The sequence below is a fragment of the Candidatus Symbiopectobacterium sp. NZEC135 genome, from assembly GCF_025962695.1.
This window is the reverse complement of record NZ_JAGFPF010001481.1, coordinates 1-529: the sequence shown is the minus strand read 5'-3', so window position 1 is coordinate 529 and position 529 is coordinate 1. Positions and strand designations below refer to the sequence as shown.

The following is a 529-nucleotide window of genomic DNA, read 5'->3' as shown; positions in this document are numbered from 1 at the left end:
TTCCGACTTGCTGCTAAAGCGGGTCAGTTTGCTGAGAACCTGAGCATCGCCCTTGAGTACCGCGCTGGTGGTCTGGGTATTAGTATCAAGTTCGTGATAATCGGTCTTTGTCAGCCATTCGGGTTTGATCAGCGCTTCCAGTTCCGGGACTTCGCGTTCACGCCAGAGAATTTTGCCGTCCTGGTTGTAAATCAGCACCAGCGTGGGGTAGCTGATATCCATGTCAGACAGCATGGTGACGCTAAGCTGATGGTCTTTCCACTGCGCCAAACGGTAAAACAGGTTGCTTTCACCGCGCAACAGACGGAATGACGTTTTATCGAAACTGACGCTGTAGCCAATAATAGCGACGGCCCCATAAGACAACGACAGGGCCAGCACTATAGCGACAGCAGCAAGCAGAAAACGAACACGTAAGGAGAATGGCAGTCTTTTTACACGCATAGCTATGATGAGGCGACCAAATCGAAACGATAGCCTTGGCCTCGTACGGTAGTGATGACGTCGGCATCATACACCAGTTGCAATT

The 529-nt window shown here is 50.9% G+C and carries 1 pseudogene; it reads right to left on the bottom strand.

Features of this window, described 5'->3' with window-relative positions:
* Positions 1–444, bottom strand: a pseudogene (locus J5224_RS34940) (two-component system sensor histidine kinase PhoQ); the annotation flags it as partial.
* Positions 445–529: the final 85 nt, after the last annotated feature.